We start from the raw sequence: 19,087 nt of genomic DNA on the forward strand, positions 1-19,087 counted from the left end.
GCCTATGCGTAAGAAAAAGATAATTCGCTGGCTGCTCATTACTCTTGCGGTGATTCTCGGCGTGCTGGTGATTTTATCCATCACAGGAACAGTGGCTTATGCGGCTGGACTGGTGGATAATACAGTGAGTGACGCTAACGCCTACTCTAAATATCCCCTAGAGAATTATCAGCTTGACTTTTACGTTGACAGCTCTTGGGATTGGCTACCGTGGAACTGGCTTGATGGAATCGGGAAAAGTATTCAGTATGGCTTGTACGCTATCACAAATTTTGTCTGGACGGTGAGCCTTTATATCTCCAATGCGACAGGCTATGTAGTACAGGAAGCCTACAAGCTGAACTTTATCTCTGATACTGCAAGCTCCATTGGAAAGAACATTCAAACGCTGGCTGGCGTGACTTCCAGTGGCTTTTCCAACGAGGGGTTCTATGTGGGATTCCTGCTTATCCTCATTCTGGTAACGGGTATCTATGTGGCATACACAGGACTGTTAAAAAGAGAAACCACAAAAGCTATTCATGCGATTATCAATTTCCTTGTGGTATTTATCTTGTCAGCGTCCTTTATTGCCTACGCTCCAAACTATATCAGTAAAATCAATGACTTTTCCGCAGATATAAGCAGCTCTGCTTTGTCACTTGGTACAAAGATCGTGCTGCCAGATTCCAGCAGCAAAGGAAAAGACAGCGTGGATTTGATTCGTGACAGCCTGTTTTCCATACAGGTGAAACAACCGTGGCTGCTCCTACAGTACGGGGAATCGGATATAGAAACGCTCGGTTCTGAGCGTGTGGAAAGCCTGTTATCGGGAAGTCCAGACACGGACGACAGAGAGGACGTTGTGATTGAGGAAATCGAAGATAAAGACAATGACTATTTGAGCGTCACAAAGACCATGACCCGTCTTGGTATGGTGGTGTTCCTGTTTATCTTCAATATCGGTATCTCGGCGTTTGTCTTTCTGCTTACCGGCATGATGATTTTCTCACAGGTGCTATTTATCATTTACGCCATGTTTCTGCCGATTAGCTTTATCCTCTCTATGATACCGACCTATGAGGGAATGGCAAAAAAAGCTCTTACGAAGCTGTTCAATACCATTATGATGAGAGCTGGAATCACACTGATTATTACCACAGCCTTTAGTATCTCGACTATGTTTTACTCCATTTCCTCCGGCTATCCGTTTTTCATGGTGGCGTTTTTACAGATAGTCACCTTTGCCGGAATCTATTTCAAACTCGGTGACTTGATGGCAATGTTCAGTCTGCAATCTTCCGATACACAGCAGGTCAGCAGACGAATCATGCGACACCCGTATATGTTCCTTAACCGCAGGGCAAGACGCTTGGAGCGTAAAATCGGAAGAACCGTTGCGGCTGGTGCGGCTGGCGGTGTAGCTGGTGCGGCGTCTGCTTCTGCTTCTACGAAAAAGGCAGGCAGTACCAAACAGACAGGTAATACGCATACCAGAGCAAATCACAATACTTCTGCTTATGGTGGAGGTAGCAGCAAGCCGCCAGCTCTGCCGGATTCCAAATCGCAAAAGCCGCTTGCATTGCCAGATAAGAAAAGTCAGACGGATTCCTCACAGACCGTACATAGTTCACAGAGCAATGCGCAGGAATCGCAATCTACCTCAAAGCGTGGAATCGTGGATAAAAAATCAGTATCAAAACAGCCGCAGTCAGAGAAACAGAATCCGCAGCGTCCGATTGTGGATAAGGAGCGACAAAGCAACGGATCAGCGACAAAGAGAGCTGCCCCGGTGCATGAGCGACCAGCGACAACGCCTGTTTCTGTAAAATCGGATTCACAGGTGGCAGCTTCAAAACCAGAGCAGAACGTCAAGGAACGTCCTGTCACAGTGACAAAGGAGCAGCCACAGTCAAGCAAGACAAAAGAGCCTGTGACAAAATCACAGGAGAATGTAAGAACACAGGTTGTCAGAGAATCCCGTCCGGCAGATAAACAGGCTTCATCAGCAGTAAATAAACATTCGCAAGCTGCTACAGATGGTTCACGACAGACCGTGCAGCGAAAATCACAGACAAAGACGGTTCAGAAAAAGACCACAAATCAATCAACAATAAAGAAATCTACCAGTAAGAAAGGCGGCAAGAAATGAAGTTAAGGCATTTCGCTGTGTTCGGTGGGATTTTCACAGTGATTATCTGTCTGCTTCTGTTCCTGTTTATCGTGACCGCAGATGATGAAGAAAGCGGCTCTTCCAGCCTTGATTTTTCTGGACTGAACCTGTCAGCGGAAGTCTTGAAACATCAGCCTACAGTAGAAAAGTATGCAAAGGAATACGGAATCTCTGACTATGTGAACTATCTGCTTGCGATTATGCAGGTGGAATCCGGCGGCACTGGCACGACAGACGTTATGCAAGCCAGTGAATCTTTAGGATTACCGCTTAACTCCCTATCCGTGGAGGATTCCATCAAACAGGGGTGTAAATACTTCTCGGAGCTTTTGAAATCCGCAGAAGCAAAAGACTGTGACATCAACACAGTGGTACAGTCCTATAACTATGGCGGCGGCTTCATTGATTACGTTTCCAGTCATGGGAAAAAGTACACCTTTGAGTTGGCGGTCAGTTTCGCAAAGGACAAGTCCGGCGGTGTCAAAGTCACCTATAAGAATGACATTTCCATAAAAGAAAATGGCGGCTGGCGTTACAAGTACGGGAATATGTTCTATGTAAAATTAGTCAGCCAGTATTTGGCTGTGCCTAGTTTCAGTGACGCTACCGCACAGGCAATCTTCAATGAAGCGTTGAAGTATCAAGGCTGGAAGTATGTGTATGGCGGCAGCAATCCCAACACTTCTTTTGACTGTTCGGGATTGGTTCAGTGGTGCTACGGAAAGGCTGGTATCAGCTTACCCCGTACCGCACAGGCACAGTATGACGCTACACAGCACATACCACTGTCACAGGCAAAGGCTGGTGACTTGCTATTCTTCCACTCGACCTATAATGCTGGAACATACGTCACTCATGTAGGAATCTATGCAGGAAACAACAGAATGTATCATGCTGGCGACCCTATCGGATATGCAGATTTAACAAGCTCGTACTGGCAGCAACACTTGATTGGTGCCGGACGGGTGAAAACCAAATAAGAAAGGAATGGTGCTATGCTATTTAAGAAAAAGGATAAGGAATCAAAACCAAAAAAGGAAAAGAAAGTGCCTGTGATGAAAGTTGGCACGCATAAGAAAACCGTGATTGCCTTATGGCTGGTGCTGATTGCCAGTGTCAGCTTTGGGGTGTATAAGAATTTTACCGCCATTGATATGCACACGGTACATGAGAAAGAAGTCATTGAGCAGCGTATCGTTGATACCAACAAAATAGAGAACTTTGTAAAAGCCTTTGCAAAATCCTACTATTCTTGGAGCAATACGCAGGAATCCATTGAGAAAAGAACCACAGCCATTAACCAATATCTGACAAAGAATCTGCAAGATTTGAATGTTGATACGGTACGACAGGATATACCCACAAGCTCTACGGTGACGGACGTTAAGATTTGGGAGGTTGAAGCGGCTGGAACGGACGACTTTACCGTTGTCTACTCGGTAGATCAAACGGTAACGGAGGGAGAAACCTCTATCGGTTACACTTCCGCTTACATGGTGGTGGTTCATGTAGATGGTGACGGAAACATGGTTATCACGCAGAATCCGACCATCAGCAGCATACCGACAAAATCCAGCTATGAACCAAAAGTCAAGGAATCAGACGGAACGGTGGACGCTGCCACTATGGAGGAAGTGACAGAGTTCTTGGAAACATTCTTTAAGCTCTATCCTACCGCAACAGAAAAAGAACTTGCCTACTATGTATCGGGGAATGTGCTGGAACCTGTAAACTGTGAGTATGTGTTCTCGGAGCTGGTAAATCCAATCTTCACACAGGACGGTGAACAAGTAAAAGTGTCTGTATCGGTAAAATATCTCGACCAAAGGACAAAGGCAACACAGATTTCACAGTTTGATTTGACGCTGGAAAAAGATAGTAACTGGAAGATTGTAAAATAGTATGATGAAAGACTTGCATTTCGTATATATGAATGAAGTGCAAGTCTTTTCATATAAATGAATGAATATTATTCATTGACTTTCGTTTCAATAGCTTGTATAATACAAAACTGAAAGGAGGCTTATATTTATGGACAATACAAAAGAAATGTCAAAAATAGCTTTTAACCAACAAGCACTTACTTATGATAAGGATATAAAAGGTCAACACGCCAGAACCCTTTATCCTTACATATTAAATATGCTAAAAGGTAGACATTTTTCTTCTATTTTAGATTTAGGGTGCGGTACAGGAGAACTTCTTTATCAAATACAACAAATATATCATTCAAAAGATTTAACAGGTATAGATATATCTGATAAAATGATTGATATGGCTAATAAAAAAAAGATTAACAATGCTCATTTTGTAATAGGTGATACAGAAGATTTACCCTTTAAGAATAATACATTTGATATTGTCATTTGTAATGATTCTTTTCATCATTATCCAGCACCAGAAAAAGTATTAGATGAAGCATACCGTGTTTTAAAAGACAGTGGCATAATTATTATTGGTGATTGCTGGCAACCATTATTTGCACGACAACTAATGAACATGTATATGAAGCACAGCAAGGAGGGTGATGTAAAGATATATTCAAAAAAAGAAATGATTCACCTTTTATTAAGGAAATTTCATAATGTTAATTGGGAGCGTATCGGAATTACTTCTTGTATGTCATTTGCGACTAAATAGATTGAGTGAATATCAGTCATTGACACTTTATTTTGTAAATGCTACTCTATAGAAAAGGAGGTTATTGTATGCGTATTTCCAAAGAACCAGAAGCAAGAAAGCAAGAAATATTAGAAACCGCTATGAAATTGTTTGCTGAAAAAGGATATGAAAAAACGTCCATATCTGATATTGCAAAAGAAATCGGAGTGGCACAAGGACTATGTTACCGCTATTTTCCATCAAAAGATATTCTTTTTCAAACAGCAGTCAATGAGTATGCAAATATATTAGTCGATAAATTAAAAACAAACATCAATATCGAACAGGATTCCATAAAGGATATTTTAAATCATATGGAAGTATTATCAGAAAGCACAAATGATACATATTATGATACATTCCATGATGAAAAAAATAAAACTTTTCACGACTTGCTCTCTTTAAGTATATGCAAAAAGTTAGTACCTGTCGTTGTAAAGCTGATAAAAAAAGCAAATGTAACAGGAGAACTTAATATTTCTGATGTAGAATCATATGCTAATTTTTGTGTATACGGTCAGCTTGGAATTTTGACAGATGATAATTTAACACCAGAAGAAAAAAACAGAAAGATAAAAGCAATTTTATTTGACTTATTCAAGCTATAATCTTTCCCCTGCTTTTACGGGCAGGGAAAATTTTTAAATAATAAATGAATGATATTCATTCAGTAAGGAGAATTATATGAACACAAAACTAGATTTTATAAACGGAAATACAAAAAAATGTTTGCTGGCAATGACACTACCTATGATTGTAGCCATGTTTTTAAATATGGCTTATAACTTGGTTGACAGTCTTTGGATTGGAAATTTACTCGGAGAATTAGCGTATGCTGCATTAACTAATTCTACACCTATCGTACTACTTTTGACTTCTGTTGCGATGGGAGCAACAAATGGAATTTCTATTTTGCTCTCGCAGGCAATAGGAGCTAGAAACGAACAAAAGAAAAAGAAAGTGATTTCTACGTCCTTTTGTATTGCAGTAATTTTTTCTTTGTTCATTACTTTTATTTTGGAATTGTTTTTGCCTGTTATATTAGCAGCATTAAATACGCCAGCGGAAACAATGAACATGGCAAGAGATTATTTATCAATTTACATTTTAGGTTACATAGCTGTATATCTTTACTTATATTTTACAGCGGTTCTTCGTAGTTTTGGAAATACAATATTTCAAGTGATTGCTATGCTTATATCGACAATTTTAAATATCGTTTTAGACCCTATTTTCATTCTTAAAATAGGATTTCATGGAGCTGCGATTGCGACATTACTCTCACAATCAATGTGTTTAATTTTTATGATTATTTATATTAAGAAACGAAATGTTTTTAAAATTTCATTTGCGGATTTTGATAAAAAAGAAATTATCCCACTAATAAAAAGTGCTGTACCATCTGTAATTCAGCAAAGTATTCCGGCAATTAGTACCACTTTTTTAACTTCGCTTGTCAGCACTTATAGTATTTCTGCCATTGCAGCATATGGCATTACAGGAAAATTAGAAACAATATTATTTTATCCTGCAATGGCATTTAATATGGTTTTGACTTCCATTGTTGGACAATGTATTGGTGCAAAAAGAGTTGACAGAGCAAAAGACTATTTAAAATTATCCTTGAAATATGGGATTACGGTTTTATTTATACTTTCAATTCTGATTATTATTTTTTCAAAACAATTAGCAGGCTTATTTGTTTCAAGCGACCCTGTAGCACAGATTGTAGAAGAATATTTCATTATTATTAGTATTGGATATGTATTAAATACCGTAACAAATTGTTATTTAGGCTGCTTGAATGGAATGGGAAAACCTACAAAGAGTATGATTTTGATGATTTTCTATTATTTAGTTGTTCGCATACCTTTAGCTTATGTTTTTTCATATATCGGACTTGGTTTAAATGGTATATGGATTGCAGTTTTGATTAGCCATATAATCGCTTGTATTACAGCTATTTTAACTGGTACACACTCATTTAAGAAGAATATAAAAATGGAGGGTTAATTTCCCTCCACTTCCTTAGACTTGATGATTCCGTCAGCAACACTTTCCATGATAACTAAATCCTTATCGGAAAGGTTGTCAAGTTGCTTTTCCAACTGTCGTCTTCTGGTACTTTTATCCAGATCAGACACAGGCAGGAAAAATTCATCAACGGAAATATTGAGTAATGATACAAGGTCATAGAATACCTGTAAACTTGGGTGCTGCCCTTTATTTTCAATATTTGTTAGATAACGTGGGTCAATTTCAATCATTGTTCCCACTTGTTCACGGGTTAAACCCTGTTTCATACGAGCTTCTTTGATGGCAAGACCAAAGGCTCTAAAATCGTACTTATCTTCCTTTTTACGCATATGTAATCACCTCACTATATTCTACAGTTCCTGTTGATTTTCTAACAGGTACAGAAAAACGTATAGCATGGTTTGATAGTTCCTATTATGCGTATAAAAGCAAAAAGGTACTGCCCTGCGGTAAATAAAAAAACCGTTATTAACAGTACCATTTTTGCGTGTCAAAAAATATCTTTACTTAAATGGCGGTTTGGAAAGCCGCCTTTTTCTTTTTCCAACAATGAAAAATAGCATATTGGTTTTGTTTGGCGGCTCTGGGAGGTAGCCGCATTGAAAGAACCTTATAACCGACAATATTTCTCAAATCTGCTATTGTCAAAAAAATCTTAGCCTTTAAAGCAGCACAATACGCTCTCGAATGTGGTTTTTCACATTACATAGCAGGAACAACTATTAAAGCACAAGAACAGCATTTCTTTTATGTCCTTGTGCTTTTTTGCTGCTTAAAAATTTTTTTCAAAATCTTTTCTGAAAACGCAACAAATAGTTGCTGCGTGGGTAGCTACTGTGCGGAAAGGGGGATAGAGGGAAAACAACCTCATCTACTCTCACGCAGAAAGGAGGTGAATCAGCATGAAGTCATCTTCTTTCCAACAGGCTATTCAAGCACAGTTTGATTGCCTTACAAAGAAAGTCATTAAAAGAGCAGCAATGAAGTATAACCGTGATATTTCAAGACGCTTGAAACATGAAGTTCCGTTTTCTGAAATTTCAGATTTGGAATTGAACAAAGCAGGCGTTTATGACAAATATTCCAGCGATTATACAGCGTTCAATGTTCTTGGCATGGAAGTACAAGTATCTGACGACCAGTTAAGCAAAGCACTCAAATGTTTACCAGAGAGAAAACGCAATATCATTTTGTTGTCATACTTTATGGATATGTCTGACGCAGAAATCGGAGAGCTTATGAACGTGGTACGCACTACTGTTTACCGTCACAGGACAAGCACTCTGGAAGAATTACGAAAAATGATGGAGGAGGAATAAGCATGGACAAAGACCAAAAACATATACCGTTTGCTGTGATTGTGGCGGCTACGAATGGTGATGAAGCTGCAATACAGGAAATCTTGGATTTCTATGACGGGTACATATCAAAGTTGAGCTTACGCAAATTGTATGACGAATACGGTAACGTCTACATGGTAGTGGATTCTGAATTAAAAGGCAGAATACAGGCGGCAGTCATGGATATGATTGCAAACTTTGAGATAGTCGTAATCTAATCATTCAGACGGGCGGAGCATTTTCCCCTTTCCTCTGCTCCGCTTGTCAATCTATGAAAGTCCATTATCTAGGTAGTGGATTTTCATAGACTGGCAAATACAGTCGGTAGCTCTTTGACAACTGAATAAAGCAGTCAGATACGTTTGATATGCAGCGAGCCAGCGGAAATTGTACGCCATGACCTAAAAAAGCGAGCGATTCATGCAATGATCCGAGAGCGACTTGTGGAATGGTCGTTCTGCCATGACCTGCATATCTGAATAATGATACACTCGCATGGTGCGGTTCTGCTCATAGGAATGAGAATGGTGAGAGTCCAGTGGAGCTTCCAAAGCCATCTGACTGCTTCGGAAACACACAGTAAAGGAGGTGCATAAGGCAAAAATTTTGCAGTCTGTATGTCAGATATAAGCTGCTGATAATCTATCTCTGATATGGTATACTTTTAACTATGATTAGGAAGAAATGCTGTATTAAAAGGGGTAGAAAGTGATATGAAGATATTGTATGTTACAGATTTACACGGAGATAAAAAGAAGTACAGAAAGATTCTGGACGTAGCCATTGAAAAGGAAATCAAAGTCATTGTAAATGGCGGGGATATGTTACCAAAACAATGTGACCGCCACAGTGAGCAATCGTTTTTTATCAATGGATTCCTTGATGAATATTTTGAGGAACTGAAAAAGCAGGACATCACATACCTTGCCATGCTTGGAAATGATGATTTACTGGCAGCAGATGAAATGTTTGACAATCTTTGCGACAGATTTGAAAATGTCTGCAATATAGCTGGTAGGAAATTTTCTGTCAATGGATATGAATTTATCGGCATAAACTATATTTTAGACCATCCGTTCGGTTGTAAAGACAGGGTTGTTACAGAAACACATTATATTCCGCAGCGTCAGTTAAGTCCTGTAGCCGGAATCTCTAATGCTGTTGATTATGACAGGATTTACAACTGGCTGGAATATTCCAGAACAGAATTACCGCATATGTGTGATGTGCTGAAGAAACTTCCATTGCTGGACGATAGACAAAAAGCGGTTTACGTTATGCACATGCCGCCTGCGGGATTGAGATTAGGACAGTTGCGCTATCAAGATTTGGATATAGGCTCTGTTGATATTTATGAATTTCTGAAAGAAAAACAGCCACTTCTTTCTCTGCACGGACATATACATGAAAGTCCTGACACAGAGAAAGGAAAGTGGATAAACCAGATTTATCAGACAACCTGTATTCAGACTGGACAGACGGAACTTAATGACAAATACATGGTTTATGCGGAGATTGATTTGCAGGAAAAGAAGTATGAACGCAAAGTAATCAGTGTAGATTAGCAGAAAGACACCAGAAATGGTGTTTTTTTGTTGGAAGAAATGAGGTGGGATTATAGGAAAAACAGTACAGTCCAATACAATAAAAATAGGAAATACGACCTTTTATGTAACGTCAGTGTTCTCCGGTACAGTGGATTTGCAGCATTTGATTAAAAGGCTGATTCAAAAGGAAATCGAGCAGGAAAACAATGGATATTAAATTGAGAACAGTGTAATAAGCGGCTGAAAATAATTAAGTAGCGTGGTATAATATTAACAGGATATAAGTTGTTTGTTTGCTGTTGGAAAGGAGTAAAAATGACGAAACAGCAAGCAAGATTAAGAGTTAGATTATATGCACGTTTATCCAAAGATGATGGTGACGCTGATAAAGAAAGCAACAGTATCACAAACCAGTTGCAAATGCTCCGATATTATTCAAAGGAAAAAGGATTTGAAATCATTGACGAGTATGTAGATGATGGCTATTCCGGCACAACATTCAACAGACCGGATTTAAACCGCATGATTGAGGACGCTATGGAAGATACACAGCCTAGTGGAATCATGGTAAAGGATATGTCAAGGTTCGGTCGCAACAATGCCATGTTCATGTATTACGTGGAAGAAATCTTCCCGAACAATGACATTCTCTTTATCGCACTGAATGATGATGTTGACACAAGATATGAGGATAACGAGATGATGCCATTCAAATCTATTATGAATGAGTATTATGCACGTGATACCTCAAAGAAAATCCGAAGCGTCAAGAAAACAACTGCTTTAAGTGGCGGGTTCTGCGGTTCATTCGCTCCGTATGGTTATAGGGTTGACCCGAACAATAAGCGTAAACTACTGATAGACCCGGAAACAGCGCCTATCGTCAAGCGTATTTTTGAAATGTCGAAACAGGGAAACAGTGTTCATCAGATAGCAAGAACATTGTGTGAAGAAAAGATTTTGATTCCGAGAGCCTACAGAGCAATGAAGAATGGCACGCTGGAAACAAGCACAGGGTTCCGATTCCCTACCGACTGGGTTGGAAAAAATGTTAAGATGATTTTGGAAAATCAAGTGTATCTCGGTCATATGGTATCGCACAAGACACAGACAAAATCATTCAAGAACAGAAAACTGGTAGCGGTTCCTAAGGAAGATTGGATTGTTGTAAAAAACACCCATGAAGCTATCATTGATGAAGAAACCTTTGAACTGGTACAGAAATTCATCAGTGTAAAGAAAAGACCAAATAAGACTGGACGACCAAATATGTTTGTGGGGCTTGTAAAATGCCCGGACTGTGGACGCAATATGGCGTTCTCCAATCCAAACGGGAGAGAGCCGAGATTTCGTTGCAGGACATATGCCAGAAACAGCAACCTCTGCACAACTCATGCAATTTCCTATGACGCATTGGTGAAGATTGTCATGGACGACATTCAAAAGCATATCAGGAATATGGAAACATTAGGCGACCAGTTCATTGAAGAAATGAGGGTGTTGAGTGAATCCGGCGGCGGTAAGAAAATCAAGCAGTTTAAACAGGAATTGGAACTGGCAGAAAAGCGTATTGCTGAAATTGACAGTATCATAATGAAGCTGTTTGAGCAGAATGTAGCAGGAAAGATTTCTGATGGACGTTTTGAGAAAATGTCTGTAACTTATGAAAATGAGCAGAGAGAACTTGAAGAAAGGCGTAAGGCATTAAAAGAGAAAATCGAAGCTGAGGACTACAAGACGAAAAATACAAACCAATTTTTAGAAACCATACGCAAGTATGAAAACGTAACAGAGTTAAACCGTTCTATGCTGGTTGAACTGATTGACAGTATATATGTGTATCAAGCAGAGGGAACCGGCAAAGAACGTACTCAAAAAGTGGAAATCAATTATAGATTTCTTTGTGAGTCCCAATGTGGTATTGCATGATGGAAACGGACGAACCGGGCGGCTGATCCTGTTTAAGGAATGCCTGAAAAACGATATTATCCCCTTTGTGGTAAATGATAGCCGCAAAGCAGAATACTATCATGCGTTGAATACCGCGCAGACAAAGCAGGATTACAGCCTGCTGGAGCGGTTCTTCCGCGAGGAGCAGACCGAATACCGCCAGCAGGTCGAGGGTTTCCTGCCACCGGTCGAAAAATAGCCGAAGCTATTGCGGCTACTGTCAGGCTACTGCCGGTGAATACAGGTGGTTGCAACAGGCATAGAAAACGTATAAAAATAGTGAAAAATGTCTAATATTTGCGCTGTTTTAGCGGGAAATGCAGGATGAATACCTCATACAGCACCGCTCCGACTCCAAAGGCCATGCGTTCGAATCGCACCGGGCGCACCAAAATGTGTTGATGAAAGATGCAACGCCGAAAACGCCGCACGAAAGTGTGGCGTTTTCACATATAATGCGCTGCTTTTAGAACGAAAAGGCTGCAAAACTCGATTTATCAGAATTCCAGTTTTGCCCCGCGAGAGGCGACATTTTTAAGATGTGCCCTGCCAAATTTATGGTCTGGTGTGGTTCGAACACCAAGGCTTAAAAAAGAATAAAGAATAAGAATACAGGCTGATATGCTCCCCATAGAGTAGACACTCGAAATAACAAAAATTCGAGACTACACTAAGGGGAGCATTATTATGTCAAAACGGATACCGGAAGAGATCATCCACTCAACGGAGAAGGAAGCCAGGCAGCAATCTGTAAAAAGTACGGACTACGACATACGAAGAACGGATTGAAATTATCAGCTACTGCATCGAGAATGAAAATGACTACGCTGCTGCTGTTGCGCGATTCGGCGTCAGCTACCAGCAAATCTATTCCTGGGTGAGAAAGTACAATGAGAAGGGCATAGAAGGTCTGGTAGACAAGCCTGGTAAGCGTAAGGCCGAATCTGAGATGACAGAAGCGGAGAAGCTGCGCGCCGAGAACCGGATACTGGAAGCCCGAAACAGAAGATTGAAAACGGAGAATGCAGTGCTAAAAAACTCGAGGAACTCGAAATGAGGTGGCGCTGAGCGGAGTAAGACAAGAATATCTCTACATTTGTGTTCGGAAAATGCACGAAGATGGGTATGCAATAACCGAGACTTGTGATATTCTGAACCTGAATCGGTTCTATCGTTTGGTACATATTGTCGGCCTGCTTGCTGTCATCTGCAGAAAACGTCCGGCATATCAGCGGTCTAAGCCGGAAGTAACGGCGCACCAATGAATTACCGCAGCTTGCTGGATGCTGCATAAATGAAAACCAGGACCTCTGAGATGAGGTCCTGGAGAAAACTTTTTGTTTTTTCGTCTGTCTAATTGACAGGGAGCGGTTCACTCCGCCAATGTCAGGTCGATTTCGTTTTTTCCGACATAGATCCGCCTTTTTTCATAGCCAATCAACAAATTCTGAAGCTGACAGTTTCCACTGGCTGTATTCTTATTTTTCCTCTCTGTCGGTGGTTGTGGAGAACGGCGCGAATACGAGCCAGTAATTTTTCTGTACTGAATGATTTCGTACCAGAAAATGCGCGAAATGAGTTGCTGAGAGGTGCTGCGAACAACCGCTCAAATTTTGTTCCCAGAGATTTTTCGGCAGCAAAATCGGCTCTGAGTTTACGGAGAAAAGCAGCTTGCAGGTCTAAAAACTTGCAAGCTGCCTTCTAAACAGTCTGCACTTTACTGCACCCGAGATCCAGTCAGAATCATCCGGACGATCATCTACCGAAATAATATAGATACATATCCTCCATATTGGGTGCTGTTGGTACTGCGTCGGGTCGAGGGGCGCTTTTGCTGAGCAGACGGATCACACTTTTTCCGTCTGTGTGCATGACATTGCTGCAGGTATATTGCTTTGTGAGTGCCGCTTCGTCCGCAGCAGGAACTGTAACGAGCCAGACTTGCTCGTTCAGCTGCTCCAGCAGCGAAGCAGGCTTTTGCATTCCGAGGACAACACCTTTCCGAAGCAGAATGATTTCGTTTGCGACTGCTTCGAGGTCCGATACAATATGCGTCGACAGCAAAACGAGCTTTTGCTGGGAAAGATCACTGATGATACCGCGGAACCGGATCCGTTCTTCCGGGTCAAGCCCAGCTGTCGGCTCGTCCAGCACCAGAATTTCGGGGTCTCCAAGCAGTGCCTGTGCGATTCCCACACGCTGCCGCTGTCCGCCGGAGAAACCTTTCAGCTTTTTCTGCTTTTTGTCCTCCAGACCGACCATATGCAGAAGATCATCCGTCTGCCGCTTGGCCTCAAACTTTGACAAGCCCTTTAATCTGGCGATATAGAGCAGAAACTGCTCCGCTGTGAAATTCGGATAAACGCCGAAATCCTGCGGCAGATAGCCGAGCTTTTTCCGGAACGCGGCACCCATGACCGCAATGTCTTGCCCATTTAGCAATACACGTCCGGTCGATGGGGCGAGCAGATCCGTCATGATCCGCATCAGCGTCGTCTTCCCGGCTCCGTTTGGACCGAGCAAGCCATAGACGCCTGACCCGAGGGTCAGGTCGATCTGTTGCAGCGCGGCCGTATTGCCGTAGAGCTTGCTTATATGTTCGAAGGAAAGCTTCATAATTCCTTGCGCTCCTTTCTTTGATGGATGGCGGCCAATAATAATCCACCCAATAACAGCGCGTACCAGACACCCCAGACTCCCGGGGTCACACCGATTCTCCGTCCACGCATCCATTCTGCAAAAAATCCATACCGGACAAACCAGAAGAATTCAAACTTTTTCAGCACATCGGCATTGATAAAATAGCTGAACGCAAACGGAGCTCCGCAGATGCACATGGCCGCTGGCTGATTCTTCAGACTGTCACATACAAATGCTGCAAAGAGGAAAAATCCAATTGTTCCGATGAGAACGATCGCCGTGCTGCGGAACCATGCGTGATTCCAACCATCCGGTTGGGGAAGCCTGCCGGAAATGAGAATTGACAGCGCATGATTTCCGGCTGCTAACAGCACAGCACCAGCCGAAGCGGCAATGCTCCCGGCAATCAACCGGTTCCGGAACAGCGTGCTTCGACCATAGGCGGTGCTGTTGATGACAGGAAAGACTCCTGTTTCACGATCCGCGGAAAACAGACGGATCAGAACGAGCAGAACCAGAAAACCGAGTGTTACGGAGCCTATCTTATTCCAGAATTCTGCGGATAAGGACCAGAACGCATCGCTGCGGAATCGGGAATCGAAATAGGCGAGGACAGCCCGGACGGATAACCCGGCGCCCAGAACGAGCCAGTAGAGCGGATTCCGGAAACAGCGGATCAGATCAGCCTTCATGCCTTTGCTTTCCTCCTCCATATCCTCCAAAAGAGGAAAAACTCCAGAAGGATCATGCCAATCCCCAGCAGGACCGGTTTCCATACGTCCGACCACAAATATGGAAAGACCCACGAATAGCTCTCCTGCAGCAGATACCCACCGAAGCCGAACCGATAGAGCGCGTCGATCGGCACACGAAGGAGCTCCGGCAGCTGAGGCCCGACAGCGGAATACGCGAAAAACAGCAGATAGCTTCCGCCGCAGAGGAACAGACTGAGCGCTGTCCGCCGTGTCAGCGCAGCGACGATCAGGATAAACCCGGCGAAATATAACGCGCCCAGGAACAGAAAGCCATACTGGATCGCACAGTACGCAAGATTGGACATCGGCGGCAGCGCCGTATCCGCAAAATACACGCATCCAGCAACAGAGGAGAGGGCGCCTTCGAACCCGAACGCGCCGCCGTTTACCAGCAGACTGGCTGCGCCGATGATGAAAACAACGACCGCGCAATAGAGGACCGTAAACGCCGTTTTCGCCCTCCATGTGTACCGTCGGCCAAGCGCTGCCGTCCCGACAAGATCGTCCGTCCGGTATTCCTTTTCGCAGCAGACCAGCCGTGGCAATCCGACCGCAAGCAGAAACGCCGTCAGCGTCGCGCCATAGGAATAGATATTCTGCTGAACAAAATTCCACTTTTGCCGTGCATCATAGAGCACGCTGTAATTCTGTTCCGAAATTTCCGTGTATAGCCCCAGCAGCAGGTACAACCCGCCAAGGAGATACGCGACCCAGACCTCGCGGAACGCCCGATGCTTTCTGGCTTCATCCGATATGAGCCATGTCATAATGCTCCCTCCTTCGTTGAACATTGTATACAAGAATGCCGTATAAAATCAGTCCGATAGCCGCCAGCACAGCGTAGGCAGCGGTGGAGCAGAGCTGCAAAAGCCGGTCAAACGGCAGTACCGTCACGAGGAAGCAGAGCGCCGCCCAAAAGACGAGTGCAAGCAGGGACAGCCCTTCCGAATTGCGGAGCGAAGCAGACAAAAACAGGAGCAGCGCGCAGAGATAAATGCTCGGTACCGCGCCGCAGAGCGCCAGCCGCAAAAACGCCTCACTCGCAGAAACGTGCAGCATCACGGAAAGGAGCACCAGAGCGCCGAACATGCAGCATGAGATCACGACAGACCGCGCAGCCAGCATCTCCGGATAGGAATACGGAAATGTAGCCTCCAATTCACGCATGTTCTGGTTACTGGCGAGCACATACCGGTGGAACAGCAGGAGCATCGGCATGGGCGCGGTGCAGAAGATCGTCAGCATCGGCATAGACAAAGCCCTGACGCTGAGCAGACCGAAAATCAATGCACCCGCGAAAAGCCCAAGCAGCAGGCCCCCGTTTATTTCACCTGCGGCGATCCGCAGCAGCGTGAAGACCGGCGTCTGCCGGTCCCTTGGCTCCGGCATGGACGCTTGCAGCCGCAAAATGGTGCGGCGGATTTCCTGTTCCATTCGATCGTTCATTCGAAGTCCTCCCGCAGTTTATCTGAGAGTGTATTTCTGGCGGCACGAAGCCGTGATTTGACCGTCGGCAGCGGTGTGTTCGTCATTTGTGCGATCTCCTTTGCGGTAAATTGATGGAAATAATGTAAGATCACTGCCTCCCGCTGTGCGGCAGGCAGCTTCTCCAGCGCGGCTTTTACGGACATGGAGACCGCTGCCATATCTTCAAACGAGGCAGCCGGATCGGGTCGGTCGAACACGGTGTCTTCCACCTGAACGATTTTCTGTCGAAAGCGAAAGTAGTCCATACATTTGTTATGCGCGATCGTAAACAGCCAGCTGTCAAATTTCCGCCACGGCGTATAACTGCCGATGCTCTGCATCATTGCGATAAAAACATCCTGCGTCAAGTCATAAGCGTCCTGCTCATGCCCGGTCAATTTGAAAACATATCCGTAAATTCGCGGATACCAGCGGCGAACCAAAAGCTCCAGTGCGCTCTTATCTCCGCCTTTGATCCCGCGCACCAGTTCATGATCGCTATATTCCACCGCCTCACCGCCTTTTCTGTCAGTATAACGAACGAGAGCACCTAAAGGGATGAAAGATACAAAAGATATTTTATAAAAATTTTAACAGGTCCTTGCGTGTGTTTCCAACTGCATTATTTGAGCGCTTTTATATTTTAACACCGGAGCGCCAAAACTGCGCATTAGGAACCAAAGAATAGGCTTTATCTGGAGTTCACGCAAAAAGCAACCGCCCTGCAAGTCGTGACCTATTTAACATACAAGACGATAACTTGCTTCGCGGATGCCTTCCTTAAAAGATACCTCACATATTGTATCGCGGCTTTTGCAAAAACGTTTGACTTCACCGTGTCCCAATCTGCCAGTTTGACAATCTCCGGCGTGCTGACCGCCAATCTCTCCAAGACGGTTGCGAATTTACTTGCCAGCATCAAGCTGCAAGCCTATTCGCCGCCGCTGCCCATTGAGACGGACCGCATCCATGTTGCCAACGGGACGTTTTTCACGGACGGCAGCTTCAGTGCCGACAATAGCTACTGCAACAACCGCCTGACCGTCTCCTACGATCCCAGCGTACCTGCGTCGAAGCGTTGGCTGAAATTCTTATCTGAGTTGCTCCAAGCAGAGGACATTCCCGCCTTGCAGGAGTTTCTCGGCTACTGTCTGCTGCCCACCACCAAGTGGCAGAAGATGCTCATGCTCATCGGCAAGGGCGGCGCGGGCAAAAGCCGCATCGGTCTTGTCATGCGCTCCCCGCTGGGGGACAGCATGAATACCACCAGCATCCAGAAGGTGGAGAGCAATCGGTTCAGCCGTGCGGATTTGGAAAACAAGCTCCTGATGGTGGATGACGATATGGACATGAGCGCATTGCCCAAGACCAACTATATCAAATCTATCGTGACCTCCGAGTGCAAGATGGACATGGCGCGCAAGGGCGTCCAGAGCTACTAGAGCCAGCTGTATGTGCGCTTCCTCTGCTTCGGAAACGGTGCGCTGAACGCCCTGCACGACAAATCCGATGGCTTCTTCCGACGCCAAATCATGCTGACTACCAAAGGCCGGCCCGCAGGCCGAGCGGATGATCCATTTCTGGTGGATAAGCTATTGCAGGAAAAGGAGGGCATTTTCTCTGGTGTCTGGAGGGTCTGCACCGGTTGATTGGGAACAACTATCAGTTCAGCATTTCGGGCAAGGCCAGAGAGAATATGGAGACGGTCAAGCGCAGTAGCAACAATGTGATCGAGTTTCTGCAATCTGAGGGCTATATTCGTTTCAAGGCCGACAGCGAGGCCAGCTCCAAGGCAATCTATGAAGCCTATACGAGATGATGCGACGATAACGTACAGAAGCCCATGTCGGCAAACCGGCTCAGCTCGGAGCTAGCTCAGAACGAACGTCTTTACAACGTGGAGGCCACCAACAATGTCCATGTCGGCGGCAAGCAGGTTCGGGGATTTATGGGCCTTGAGGTGATCAATCTGCTGCTTTTCAGAAGATGCAATCTGAACTGGGGGATTACTTCAGCAAGGTATTCCGTACCATCACAACGGATAACGATCCTGAGTTTGCCCGGCTGGCAGAGTTGGAAACAGGAACGAATACGAAAGTGTACTTTACCCATCCGTATACATCCTGTGAGAAAGGGGCAATAGAAAACCACAATGGCCTGATCCGACGCTTTATACCAAAGGGAAAGCGGATTTCAGATTAGAGCGATGATGACATTCTGGCTGTGGAGCTATGGGCGAATCGTCTTCCGCCACCAGACTGATTCTAACAGATGAAATGCTCAACTTGATATTGTAATTTGCGGCTTTTGCGAACTTTACTTGACGCGGCCAAATCGCCGCTGCTTTAATTGTGCGGTATTGCCTTAGGCCAGAGGGCAAATGAATGTACTGCATGGCGAAGCCTCCCGTGCTGATTACTACGAAAAGCATACCGGTACAGACGCTGCCACGCACACCCAACTTCACTTCAAGCTCACAAGAAAAATAATTAAAACAAAAAAGCAGCAACTTTCGTTGCTGCTTTAGATGTAGGCGTT

Annotated in this window: 21 protein-coding genes and 1 pseudogene; 15 read left to right on the plus strand and 7 right to left on the minus strand. The window is 44.0% G+C overall.

Features of this window, described 5'->3' with window-relative positions:
- Positions 1 to 4: 4 nt before the first annotated feature.
- The 6 genes from DW806_RS11780 (at position 5) to DW806_RS11805 (ending at position 6,826) form a co-directional block, all read left to right on the plus strand.
- Positions 5 to 2,131: a CD3337/EF1877 family mobilome membrane protein gene (locus tag DW806_RS11780; protein WP_118730082.1), complete on the plus strand. Its 2,127-nt coding sequence runs from the start codon at positions 5 to 7 to the stop codon at positions 2,129 to 2,131.
- On the plus strand, positions 2,128 to 3,132 hold the full coding sequence (locus tag DW806_RS11785; protein WP_118633265.1) for a bifunctional lytic transglycosylase/C40 family peptidase: 1,005 nt from the start codon (positions 2,128 to 2,130) through the stop codon (positions 3,130 to 3,132). Before DW806_RS11780 ends, DW806_RS11785 begins: the two co-directional genes overlap by 4 nt.
- 15 nt (positions 3,133 to 3,147) lie before the next feature.
- Positions 3,148 to 4,053, plus strand: coding sequence for a conjugal transfer protein (locus DW806_RS11790; protein WP_118633266.1), 906 nt, complete (start codon positions 3,148 to 3,150; stop codon positions 4,051 to 4,053).
- 130 nt (positions 4,054 to 4,183) lie between these two features.
- The gene (locus tag DW806_RS11795; protein ID WP_118011478.1) at positions 4,184 to 4,792 is read left to right on the plus strand and encodes a class I SAM-dependent methyltransferase; all 609 of its coding nucleotides are present in this window, start codon (positions 4,184 to 4,186) and stop codon (positions 4,790 to 4,792) included.
- 68 nt (positions 4,793 to 4,860) lie between these two features.
- Complete coding sequence (locus tag DW806_RS11800; protein ID WP_032091082.1) at positions 4,861 to 5,421, plus strand: TetR/AcrR family transcriptional regulator; 561 nt, start codon at positions 4,861 to 4,863, stop codon at positions 5,419 to 5,421.
- A 76-nt stretch (positions 5,422 to 5,497) separates the two neighbouring features.
- The gene (locus tag DW806_RS11805; RefSeq protein ID WP_032091081.1) at positions 5,498 to 6,826 is read left to right on the plus strand and encodes an MATE family efflux transporter; all 1,329 of its coding nucleotides are present in this window, start codon (positions 5,498 to 5,500) and stop codon (positions 6,824 to 6,826) included.
- Here the strand turns inward: DW806_RS11805 and DW806_RS11810 are convergent.
- The gene (locus DW806_RS11810) at positions 6,823 to 7,179 is read right to left on the minus strand and encodes a helix-turn-helix domain-containing protein (RefSeq protein WP_032091080.1); all 357 of its coding nucleotides are present in this window, start codon (positions 7,177 to 7,179) and stop codon (positions 6,823 to 6,825) included. The two genes, DW806_RS11805 and DW806_RS11810, sit on opposite strands and share 4 nt — an antisense overlap.
- 573 nt (positions 7,180 to 7,752) lie before the next feature.
- Between DW806_RS11810 and DW806_RS11815 the strand changes: the two genes are divergently transcribed.
- From DW806_RS11815 to DW806_RS16120, 6 genes are all read left to right on the plus strand, one after another.
- On the plus strand, positions 7,753 to 8,169 hold the full coding sequence (locus DW806_RS11815; RefSeq protein WP_005335591.1) for a sigma-70 family RNA polymerase sigma factor: 417 nt from the start codon (positions 7,753 to 7,755) through the stop codon (positions 8,167 to 8,169).
- Positions 8,170 to 8,171: 2 nt separating this feature from the next.
- Complete coding sequence (locus tag DW806_RS11820; protein WP_008393052.1) at positions 8,172 to 8,408, plus strand: helix-turn-helix domain-containing protein; 237 nt, start codon at positions 8,172 to 8,174, stop codon at positions 8,406 to 8,408.
- A 495-nt stretch (positions 8,409 to 8,903) separates the two neighbouring features.
- Positions 8,904 to 9,755 (plus strand): metallophosphoesterase family protein, encoded by an 852-nt coding sequence (locus tag DW806_RS11830; protein WP_118730083.1) that lies wholly within the window; start codon positions 8,904 to 8,906, stop codon positions 9,753 to 9,755.
- Between the two features lie 297 nt (positions 9,756 to 10,052).
- Entirely contained in the window at positions 10,053 to 11,666 is a 1,614-nt protein-coding gene (locus DW806_RS11835; protein WP_118667235.1) for a recombinase family protein, read from the plus strand.
- Positions 11,653 to 11,886 (plus strand): hypothetical protein, encoded by a 234-nt coding sequence (locus DW806_RS15465; protein WP_199677309.1) that lies wholly within the window; start codon positions 11,653 to 11,655, stop codon positions 11,884 to 11,886. Before DW806_RS11835 ends, DW806_RS15465 begins: the two co-directional genes overlap by 14 nt.
- 585 nt (positions 11,887 to 12,471) lie before the next feature.
- The gene (locus DW806_RS16120; RefSeq protein WP_118730084.1) at positions 12,472 to 12,744 is read left to right on the plus strand and encodes a helix-turn-helix domain-containing protein; all 273 of its coding nucleotides are present in this window, start codon (positions 12,472 to 12,474) and stop codon (positions 12,742 to 12,744) included.
- Positions 12,745 to 13,442: 698 nt separating this feature from the next.
- On the opposite strand, the gene DW806_RS11850 is transcribed toward DW806_RS16120, so the two are convergent.
- From DW806_RS11850 to DW806_RS11870, 5 genes are read right to left on the minus strand one after another with little or no spacing between them, the layout of a single operon-like run.
- Positions 13,443 to 14,303, minus strand: a complete 861-nt coding sequence (locus DW806_RS11850) for an ABC transporter ATP-binding protein (protein ID WP_118730085.1) — start codon at positions 14,301 to 14,303, stop codon at positions 13,443 to 13,445.
- Positions 14,300 to 15,019 carry a hypothetical protein gene (locus DW806_RS11855; RefSeq protein ID WP_118730086.1) on the minus strand — a complete coding sequence of 240 codons (720 nt, stop codon included), beginning with the start codon at positions 15,017 to 15,019 and terminating at the stop codon, positions 14,300 to 14,302. The genes DW806_RS11850 and DW806_RS11855 overlap by 4 nt, the downstream gene beginning before the upstream one ends.
- Positions 15,016 to 15,849 (minus strand): hypothetical protein, encoded by an 834-nt coding sequence (locus tag DW806_RS11860; RefSeq protein WP_118730087.1) that lies wholly within the window; start codon positions 15,847 to 15,849, stop codon positions 15,016 to 15,018. The genes DW806_RS11855 and DW806_RS11860 overlap by 4 nt, the downstream gene beginning before the upstream one ends.
- Positions 15,827 to 16,528, minus strand: coding sequence for a hypothetical protein (locus tag DW806_RS11865; protein WP_118730088.1), 702 nt, complete (start codon positions 16,526 to 16,528; stop codon positions 15,827 to 15,829). The genes DW806_RS11860 and DW806_RS11865 overlap by 23 nt, the downstream gene beginning before the upstream one ends.
- Positions 16,525 to 17,058: an RNA polymerase sigma factor gene (locus tag DW806_RS11870; protein ID WP_158578365.1), complete on the minus strand. Its 534-nt coding sequence runs from the start codon at positions 17,056 to 17,058 to the stop codon at positions 16,525 to 16,527. The genes DW806_RS11865 and DW806_RS11870 overlap by 4 nt, the downstream gene beginning before the upstream one ends.
- Positions 17,059 to 17,403: 345 nt before the next feature.
- On the opposite strand from DW806_RS11870, the gene DW806_RS16125 reads away from it, so the two are divergent.
- From DW806_RS16125 to DW806_RS11880, 3 genes and pseudogenes are all read left to right on the plus strand, one after another.
- The gene (locus DW806_RS16125) at positions 17,404 to 17,991 is read left to right on the plus strand and encodes a DUF5906 domain-containing protein (RefSeq protein ID WP_243022735.1); all 588 of its coding nucleotides are present in this window, start codon (positions 17,404 to 17,406) and stop codon (positions 17,989 to 17,991) included.
- Between the two features lie 203 nt (positions 17,992 to 18,194).
- The gene (locus DW806_RS16130) at positions 18,195 to 18,368 is read left to right on the plus strand and encodes a hypothetical protein (RefSeq protein WP_243022737.1); all 174 of its coding nucleotides are present in this window, start codon (positions 18,195 to 18,197) and stop codon (positions 18,366 to 18,368) included.
- Positions 18,369 to 18,523: 155 nt separating this feature from the next.
- A pseudogene (locus DW806_RS11880) lies at positions 18,524 to 18,748 on the plus strand (IS30 family transposase); the annotation flags it as partial.
- On the opposite strand, the gene DW806_RS15550 reads toward DW806_RS11880, so the two are convergent.
- Positions 18,720 to 19,087 (minus strand): hypothetical protein (locus tag DW806_RS15550; RefSeq protein ID WP_207665004.1); only part of this gene is annotated, 368 nt, incomplete at its 5' end. The pseudogene DW806_RS11880 and the gene DW806_RS15550 sit on opposite strands and share 29 nt — an antisense overlap.

The sequence above is a fragment of the Butyricicoccus sp. AM32-19 genome, assembly GCF_003480365.1.
Taxonomy (GTDB): Bacteria; Bacillota; Clostridia; order Oscillospirales; family Butyricicoccaceae; genus Agathobaculum; species Agathobaculum butyriciproducens.

Coding starts and splice junctions, on each gene's coding strand:
- DW806_RS11780 (WP_118730082.1), top strand. CDS start 5: ATGCGTAAGAAAAAGATAATTCGCTGGCTGCTCATTACTCTTGCGGTG.
- DW806_RS11785 (WP_118633265.1), top strand. CDS start 2,128: ATGAAGTTAAGGCATTTCGCTGTGTTCGGTGGGATTTTCACAGTGATT.
- DW806_RS11790 (WP_118633266.1), top strand. CDS start 3,148: ATGCTATTTAAGAAAAAGGATAAGGAATCAAAACCAAAAAAGGAAAAG.
- DW806_RS11795 (WP_118011478.1), top strand. CDS start 4,184: ATGGACAATACAAAAGAAATGTCAAAAATAGCTTTTAACCAACAAGCA.
- DW806_RS11800 (WP_032091082.1), top strand. CDS start 4,861: ATGCGTATTTCCAAAGAACCAGAAGCAAGAAAGCAAGAAATATTAGAA.
- DW806_RS11805 (WP_032091081.1), top strand. CDS start 5,498: ATGAACACAAAACTAGATTTTATAAACGGAAATACAAAAAAATGTTTG.
- DW806_RS11810 (WP_032091080.1), bottom strand. CDS start 7,179: ATGCGTAAAAAGGAAGATAAGTACGATTTTAGAGCCTTTGGTCTTGCC.
- DW806_RS11815 (WP_005335591.1), top strand. CDS start 7,753: ATGAAGTCATCTTCTTTCCAACAGGCTATTCAAGCACAGTTTGATTGC.
- DW806_RS11820 (WP_008393052.1), top strand. CDS start 8,172: ATGGACAAAGACCAAAAACATATACCGTTTGCTGTGATTGTGGCGGCT.
- DW806_RS11830 (WP_118730083.1), top strand. CDS start 8,904: ATGAAGATATTGTATGTTACAGATTTACACGGAGATAAAAAGAAGTAC.
- DW806_RS11835 (WP_118667235.1), top strand. CDS start 10,053: ATGACGAAACAGCAAGCAAGATTAAGAGTTAGATTATATGCACGTTTA.
- DW806_RS11850 (WP_118730085.1), bottom strand. CDS start 14,303: ATGAAGCTTTCCTTCGAACATATAAGCAAGCTCTACGGCAATACGGCC.
- DW806_RS11855 (WP_118730086.1), bottom strand. CDS start 15,019: ATGAAGGCTGATCTGATCCGCTGTTTCCGGAATCCGCTCTACTGGCTC.
- DW806_RS11860 (WP_118730087.1), bottom strand. CDS start 15,849: ATGACATGGCTCATATCGGATGAAGCCAGAAAGCATCGGGCGTTCCGC.
- DW806_RS11865 (WP_118730088.1), bottom strand. CDS start 16,528: ATGAACGATCGAATGGAACAGGAAATCCGCCGCACCATTTTGCGGCTG.